This window comes from Streptomyces sp. NPDC058373 (assembly GCF_042723275.1).
Classification (GTDB): domain Bacteria; phylum Actinomycetota; class Actinomycetes; order Streptomycetales; family Streptomycetaceae; genus Streptomyces.
The window spans coordinates 1-6,753 of sequence record NZ_JBHXJE010000034.1 but is presented as its reverse complement, the minus strand read 5'-3'; the positions used below and the strand labels follow the sequence as shown (position 1 = coordinate 6,753).

Sequence of the window (6,753 nt, the reverse complement as noted above, 5' to 3'; positions counted from 1 at the left end):
CTAGACGTGCGAGATCGTCGCCAGGTTGTAGGCGGGCCTGTACCAGCCGCGCGCGGCGGCACGCCCCACCCGTACGGAGAAGAAGGAGGCCGGCCGACCGATGGCTGTGCACACGGGCCCGTCGGTGGCCAAGGCGCCGGGGAAGGCAACCGTCCCCGGGCCGCGCCGCCCGGCAGGAACACAGGAGAGCGTCCTGCGCCGCGCTCTCTCACGGCACTGGTACGCCTGGACGATGGTGGCCCCCGTCGTCATCGTCCTCGCCGTCATCGTCGGCTACCCCCTCGGCCGGGGTATCTGGCTCTCGCTCACCGACGCCACCGAGGCCAACGTCGAGCGGACCATCGGCGTCAACCACATCCCGGCGACCTACGAGTTCGTCGGGCTGCAGAACTACTTCGAGGCCTTCGCCGACCCGGTCTTCCTCCAGCGCCTGCTGTGGACCGTGGTCTGGACCGTCGCCTGCGTCTCCCTCACGTACAGCCTCGGACTCGCGCTCGCCACCCTGCTCAACCGGCAGGTCGCCGGGCGCGGCTTCTACCGGATGGCGCTCGTCGTGCCGTGGGCCATCCCCGGCTTCGTCTCCGTCTTCTCCTGGAACTTCCTCTACAACGAGAAGCACGGCCTGCTCAACAAGATCCTGGTGGGCGGCGGCATCGACGCCGTGCCGTGGCTCAACGACCCGACCGTCGCCAAGCTCTCGGTGATCGCGGTCAACGTCTGGCTCGGCGTCCCCTTCATGATGGTGGCCCTGCTCGGCGGCCTCCAGTCCATCCCCGGCGACCTCTACGAGGCGGCCGAGATGGACGGTGCGAGCCCCTTGCAGCGCTTCCGGCACATCACCCTGCCCGGGCTGCGGCCCGTCTCCACCACGGTGATCCTGCTCTCCACCATCTGGACCTTCAACATGTTCCCGGTGATCTTCCTGCTCACCCGGGGCGGACCCGGCGACGCCACCGAGATCCTGGTCACCCAGGCGTTCCGGATGACCTTCGTCGACAGCCCGCGCAACTTCTCCACCTCGGCGACCTGGGGCGTCATCATCCTGCTCCTGCTGCTGGTGTTCGCCTTCTTCTACCGCCGTGTCCTCAAGAAGCAGGGAGAGGTGTGGTGACGATGCCCAACACCCGCCGCAGTCCACTGGCCTCCATCGGCCTCCACGGCACACTCCTCGTGGCCACCGTCGTCGCCGTCTTCCCCGCCCTGTGGGTGCTGCTGACCTCGCTCAAGCCCGCGGAGTTCGCCACCACCACCGACTTCTTCCGCGACACCACCTTCGCCAACTACACCCACCTGCTGGGGGACACCAAGTTCCTCACCTGGTTCGGCAACTCGGTGATCGTCGCCGCCACCACCACCGTCATCGGCGTCTTCCTCGCCGCCACCACGGGCTACGCGGTCAGCCGCTTCCGCTTCCCCGGGATGCGGCCCCTGATGTGGGTGCTGCTCATCACCCAGATGTTCCCGATGGCCATCCTCATCGTGCCGCTGTACAACCTCTTCTCCTCGATGGGACTGCTCAACCAGCCGGTCGGGCTCGTCATCACCTACCTGACGATCGCCGTGCCCTTCTGCGCCTGGATGATGAAGGGCTTCTTCGACGCCATACCCGTCGAGATCGACGAGTCCGGACGCGTCGACGGGCTCAACCCGTTCGGGACGTTCTGGCGGCTCATCCTGCCGCTGGCCCGCCCCGGCCTCGCCGTGACCGGCTTCTACTCCTTCATCACCGCCTGGGGCGAGGTCGCCTACGCCTCCGCCTTCATGGTCGGCGAGGACAACATGACGCTCGCCGGAGGACTCCAGACCTTCGTCAACCAGTACACGGCCCAGTGGGGACCGATGACCGCGGCCTCGGTGCTCATCGCCGTACCGGCCGTCATCGTCTTCGTCCTGGTCCAGCGCCACCTGGTCACGGGAATGACCGCCGGCGCCACAAAGGGCTGATTTTTCTGAGGCGGTCTGAGCCGAAGGGGCGCGTCGGGCGAGAAGCCCGAGACCGCCCGTGGACCCAGGCCACCCATGACTCCAGGCCACCCCCATGACTCCAGGGAAGACATGACCCAGCACCTCACTGCCCCCGCCCCCACCGCCCCGGCCGCCGACACCGCTCCCGGCTGGTGGCGCGACGCGGTGATCTACCAGGTCTACCCCCGCAGCTTCGCCGACGCCGACGGTGACGGCATGGGCGACCTGCCCGGCATCCGCCGCCGGCTTCCGTACCTCAAGGAGCTCGGCGTCGACGCCGTCTGGCTCAGCCCCTTCTACGCCTCCCCGCAGGCCGACGCCGGGTACGACGTCGCCGACTACCGGGCCATCGACCCGATGTTCGGCACGCTCTCCGACGCCGAGGCGCTCATCGCCGACGCCCGGGCGCTGGGGCTGCGCACCATCGTCGACCTCGTCCCCAACCACTCATCCGACCAGCACGCCTGGTTCCGCCAGGCGCTCGCCGAAGGCCCCGGCTCGCCGCTGCGGGAGCGCTACCACTTCCGCCCCGGCAAGGGTGCCGACGGCCAACTCCCGCCCAACGACTGGGAGTCCATCTTCGGCGGGCCCGCCTGGACCCGTACTGCCGACGGCGAGTGGTACCTGCACCTCTTCGCGCCCGAGCAGCCCGACTTCAACTGGGAGCACCCGGCGGTCCGCGACGAGTTCCGCTCCATCCTGCGGTTCTGGCTGGACATCGGGGCCGACGGCTTCCGCGTCGACGTCGCCCACGGCCTCATCAAGGCGGCGGGGCTGCCCGACATCGGCTCCGGCGAACAGGTCAAGCTCCTCGGCAACGAGGTCATGCCCTTCTTCGACCAGGACGGCGTCCACGCGGTCTACCGCGACTGGCGCAACGTCCTCGCCGAGTACGGCGAGGACCGCATCCTGGTCGCCGAGGCGTGGACCCCCACCGTCGAGCGGACCGCCCACTACGTCCGCCCCGACGAGATGCACCAGGCCTTCAACTTCCAGTACCTGAGCACCTACTGGGAGGCCGAGGCGCTGCGCGAGGTCATCGACGCCTCGCTCGCCGCGATGCGCCCCGTCGGCGCCCCCACCACCTGGGTCCTCTCCAACCACGACGTCACCCGGCACGCCACCCGCTTCGCCAACCCGCCCGGCGGCACCCAGTTGCGCACCCCCGGCGACCGCGCGCTCGGCCTGCGCCGCGCCCGCGCCGCCACCCTGCTGATGCTCGCCCTGCCCGGCTCCGCCTACGTCTACCAGGGCGAGGAACTGGGGCTGCCCGACGTCACCGACCTGCCCGACGAGGTCCGCCAGGACCCCTCGTACTTCCGCGCCACCGGGCAGGACGGCTTCCGCGACGGGTGCCGGGTGCCGATCCCGTGGACCGTGGAGGGGCCCTCGGCCGGATTCGGGCCGGGCGGCAGTTGGCTCCCGCAGCCCGCGGGCTGGGGCGAGCTGAGCGTCGAGGCGCAGACCGGCGACCCCAGCTCCACCCTGGAGTTGTACCGGGCCGCGCTCGCCGTCCGCCGGGACCACCCCGGCCTCGGCGCGGGGCAGGAGATCGCCTGGCAGGACGCGCCCGAGGGCGTCCTCGCCTTCGCCCGCCCCCAGTTCGCCTGCACCGCCAACACCACCGGTGCCCCCGTCCGGCTCCCCGCCCCCGGCCGCCCGCTGCTCGCCTCCCAGGGCGCCGCGCCGGCCGTCGCCGAGGACGGGACCTTCGAGCTGCCCGCCGACACCACGGTCTGGTGGACGGTGTGACTCTGCCCGCCCCGCGGGACGGCTCCCCGGCCGTCCCGCGGCTCGCGGACATCGCCGCGCAGGCCCAGGTCAGCGAGGCCACCGCCAGCCGTGTCCTCAACGGGCGCCCCGGCGTCGCGCACCCCACCCGGCAGCGCGTCCTCGCCGCCCTCGACCTGCTCGGCTACGAGCGGCCCACCCGGCTGCGCCGCCGCAGCGCCGGGCTCATCGGGCTGATCACCCCCGAGCTGACCAATCCGATCTTCCCGGCCTTCGCCCAGGTCGTCGAACAGGCCCTCGCCGGGTACGGCTACACCCCGGTGCTCTGCACCCAGATCCCCGGCGGCGCCACCGAGGACGAACTGGTCGAGCAACTGGAGGAGCGCGGCGTCAACGGCATCGTCTTCCTCTCCGGCCTGCACGCCGACACCACCGCCGACCCGCGCCGGTACGCCCGCCTGACCGAGCGCGGCGTGCCGTTCGTCCTCATCAACGGCTACAACGAGCGCGTCCGGGCCCCCTTCGTCTCCCCGGACGACCGCTCGGCGGTCCGGATGGCCGTACGCCACCTCGCCGACCTCGGCCACCGGAAGATCGGCCTCGCCATAGGGCCCGACCGGTACGTGCCCTCGCGCCGCAAGGCCGAGGGGTTCACCGATGCCCTCGCCGAGATCCTCGGCACGCCCCGGGATGAGACCGAACTCCTCGTGCGGCGCACCCTGTTCAGCGTCGAGGGTGGCCACGCCGCGGCCGGGTCGCTGCTGGAGCAGGGGTGCACGGGGCTGGTCTGCGGCAGTGACCTGATGGCGCTCGGCGCCGTCCGCGCCGCCCGCGAGCGCGGGCTCGACGTGCCCGCCGACCTCTCCGTCGTCGGCTTCGACGACTCGCAGCTGGTCGCCTTCACCGACCCGCCGCTCACCACCGTCCGCCAGCCGGTCCGCGCGATGGCCACCGCCGCCGTCGGTGCCCTGCTGGAGGAGATCGCCCACCAGACCGTGCAGCGCACCGAGTTCGTCTTCCAGCCGGAGCTGGTGGTACGCGGCTCCACCGCCCAGTGGGTGCCGGGGGGCGGCAGGGACGTACAAGGCGCTTCGGCCTGAGCCGTCCGCAACCTCTTGCAGAGGCTTTCGGGGGAGCGTCCCCTGGGCCCAACCCCCTTGATGTCCGTGGCGTTTCGGGTTCGTGTCCAAAGGGTTGACCGGGGGTGCCGCTCGCTCTACGGTCTGCTTCGCGACGCTCCTTGCAGTTTTGCAGCAAGAGGATTCAGCGCCCGGGCCGGGCGCGGCAGGGAGCCTCCGCGATCAGCCCCCTCTGCCCTCCGCCCCCCGATCAGGAGGCACCACATGGCCCGCAGACTCGCCGCCGCGTCCCTCGCCGTGCTGGCGGCGGCCGCCACCGCCGTCACCGCTCCGACCCCCGCCGCGGCCGCGCCACCCGGCGAGAAGGACGTCACCGCCGTCCTCTTCGAGTGGACCTTCGCCTCGGTCGCCCGCGCCTGCACCGACAGCCTCGGCCCCGCCGGATACGGCTACGTCCAGGTCTCCCCGCCCCAGGAGCACATCCAGGGCAGCCAGTGGTGGACCTCCTACCAGCCCGTCAGCTACAAGATCGCCGGACGGCTCGGCGACCGGGCCGCCTTCAAGTCGATGGTCGACGCCTGCCATTCCGCGGGCGTCAAGGTCGTCGCCGACTCGGTCATCAACCACATGGCCGCCGGTTCCGGCACCGGCACCGGCGGCAGCGCCTACCAGAAGTACGACTACCCGGGCATCTGGTCCGGCGCCGACATGGACGACTGCCGCAGCGAGATCAACGACTACGGCAACCGCGCCAACGTCCAGAACTGCGAACTGGTCGGCCTCGCCGACCTCGACACCGGCGAGCCGTACGTCCGCGACCGCATCGCCGAGTACCTCAACGACCTCCTCTCGCTCGGCGTGGACGGCTTCCGCGTCGACGCCGCCAAGCACATGCCCGCCGCCGACCTCACCGCCATCAAGGCCAAGGTCGGCGACGGCGGCACGTACTGGAAGCAGGAGGCCATCCACGGCGCCGGTGAGGCCGTCCAGCCCAGCGAGTACCTCGGCACCGGAGACGTGCAGGAGTTCCGCTACGCGCGCGACCTCAAGCGGGTCTTCCTGAACGAGAACCTCGCCGACCTCAAGAACCTCGGCGAGGAGTGGGGCTACATGGAGAGCGGCAGATCCGCCGTCTTCGTCGACAACCACGACACCGAGCGCGGCGGCGACACCCTCACCTACAAGAACGGCTCCGCCTACACCCTCGCCGGCGTCTTCATGCTCGCCTGGCCCTACGGCTCCCCGGACGTCCACTCCGGTTACGAGTTCACCGACCACGACGCCGGGCCGCCCAACAACGGCACGGTGAACGCCTGCTACAGCGACGGCTGGAAGTGCCAGCACGCCTGGCCCGAGCTCTCCTCCATGGTCTCCCTGCGCAACACCGCCGCCGGCCAGGCCGTCACCGACTGGTGGGACAACGGCGGCGACCAGATCGCCTTCGGCCGGGGGGACAAGGCGTACATCGCCCTCAACCACGAGGGCTCCGCGCTGAACCGCACCTTCCAGAGCTCGCTGCCCGGCGGCGACTACTGCGACATCCAGAGCGGCGACTCCGTCACGGTGGGCGCCGACGGCTCCTTCACCGCCACCGTCGCCCCCGGCACCGCGCTCGCCCTGCACACCGGCGCCCGCACCTGCGGCTCGGGCGGCGCCACCCCGCAGACCTCCGCCTCCTTCCACGTCGACGCCACCACCGCCTGGGGCGAGAACGTCTACGTCACCGGTGACCGCGACGCCCTCGGCGACTGGGCCCCGGGCCGCGCCCTCAAGCTCGACCCGGCCGCCTCCCCGGTCTGGAAGCTCGACGTGCCTCTGCCCGCCAGAACCTCCTTCCAGTACAAGTACCTGCGCAAGGACGCCGCCGGCAACGCCGTCTGGGAGTCCGGGGCCAATCGCACCGCCACCGTCGGCACCACCGGCGCCCTCACCCTGAACGACACCTGGCGCGGCTGACCGCCCACCCGACCGGCCCCGC

General features: G+C 71.4%; 5 protein-coding genes. All 5 read left to right on the top strand.

Annotated elements, in window-relative coordinates; translation table 11 throughout:
* Nucleotides 1-100 precede the first annotated feature (100 nt).
* The 5 genes from ACFWMZ_RS19520 to ACFWMZ_RS19500 all read left to right on the top strand — a co-directional run bounded on the left by ACFWMZ_RS19520 (nt 101) and on the right by ACFWMZ_RS19500 (nt 6,731).
* Nucleotides 101-1,111 carry a carbohydrate ABC transporter permease gene (locus ACFWMZ_RS19520; RefSeq protein WP_383182367.1) on the top strand — a complete coding sequence of 337 codons (1,011 nt, stop codon included), beginning with the start codon at nt 101-103 and terminating at the stop codon, nt 1,109-1,111.
* A gap of 2 nt (nt 1,112-1,113) precedes the next feature.
* Nucleotides 1,114-1,944 (top strand): sugar ABC transporter permease, encoded by an 831-nt coding sequence (locus tag ACFWMZ_RS19515; RefSeq protein WP_383182423.1) that lies wholly within the window; start codon nt 1,114-1,116, stop codon nt 1,942-1,944.
* Between the two features lie 111 nt (nt 1,945-2,055).
* Nucleotides 2,056-3,717 carry an alpha-amylase family glycosyl hydrolase gene (locus tag ACFWMZ_RS19510; RefSeq protein WP_383182369.1) on the top strand — a complete coding sequence of 554 codons (1,662 nt, stop codon included), beginning with the start codon at nt 2,056-2,058 and terminating at the stop codon, nt 3,715-3,717.
* Nucleotides 3,702-4,796, top strand: coding sequence for a LacI family DNA-binding transcriptional regulator (locus ACFWMZ_RS19505; RefSeq protein WP_383182425.1), 1,095 nt, complete (start codon nt 3,702-3,704; stop codon nt 4,794-4,796). Before ACFWMZ_RS19510 ends, ACFWMZ_RS19505 begins: the two co-directional genes overlap by 16 nt.
* 243 nt (nt 4,797-5,039) lie before the next feature.
* Complete coding sequence (locus ACFWMZ_RS19500; RefSeq protein ID WP_383203045.1) at nt 5,040-6,731, top strand: carbohydrate-binding module family 20 domain-containing protein; 1,692 nt, start codon at nt 5,040-5,042, stop codon at nt 6,729-6,731.
* Nucleotides 6,732-6,753 lie beyond the last annotated feature (22 nt).

Coding starts and splice junctions, on each gene's coding strand:
- ACFWMZ_RS19515 (WP_383182423.1), top strand. CDS start 1,114: ATGCCCAACACCCGCCGCAGTCCACTGGCCTCCATCGGCCTCCACGGC.
- ACFWMZ_RS19510 (WP_383182369.1), top strand. CDS start 2,056: ATGACCCAGCACCTCACTGCCCCCGCCCCCACCGCCCCGGCCGCCGAC.
- ACFWMZ_RS19500 (WP_383203045.1), top strand. CDS start 5,040: ATGGCCCGCAGACTCGCCGCCGCGTCCCTCGCCGTGCTGGCGGCGGCC.
- ACFWMZ_RS19520 (WP_383182367.1), top strand. CDS start 101: ATGGCTGTGCACACGGGCCCGTCGGTGGCCAAGGCGCCGGGGAAGGCA.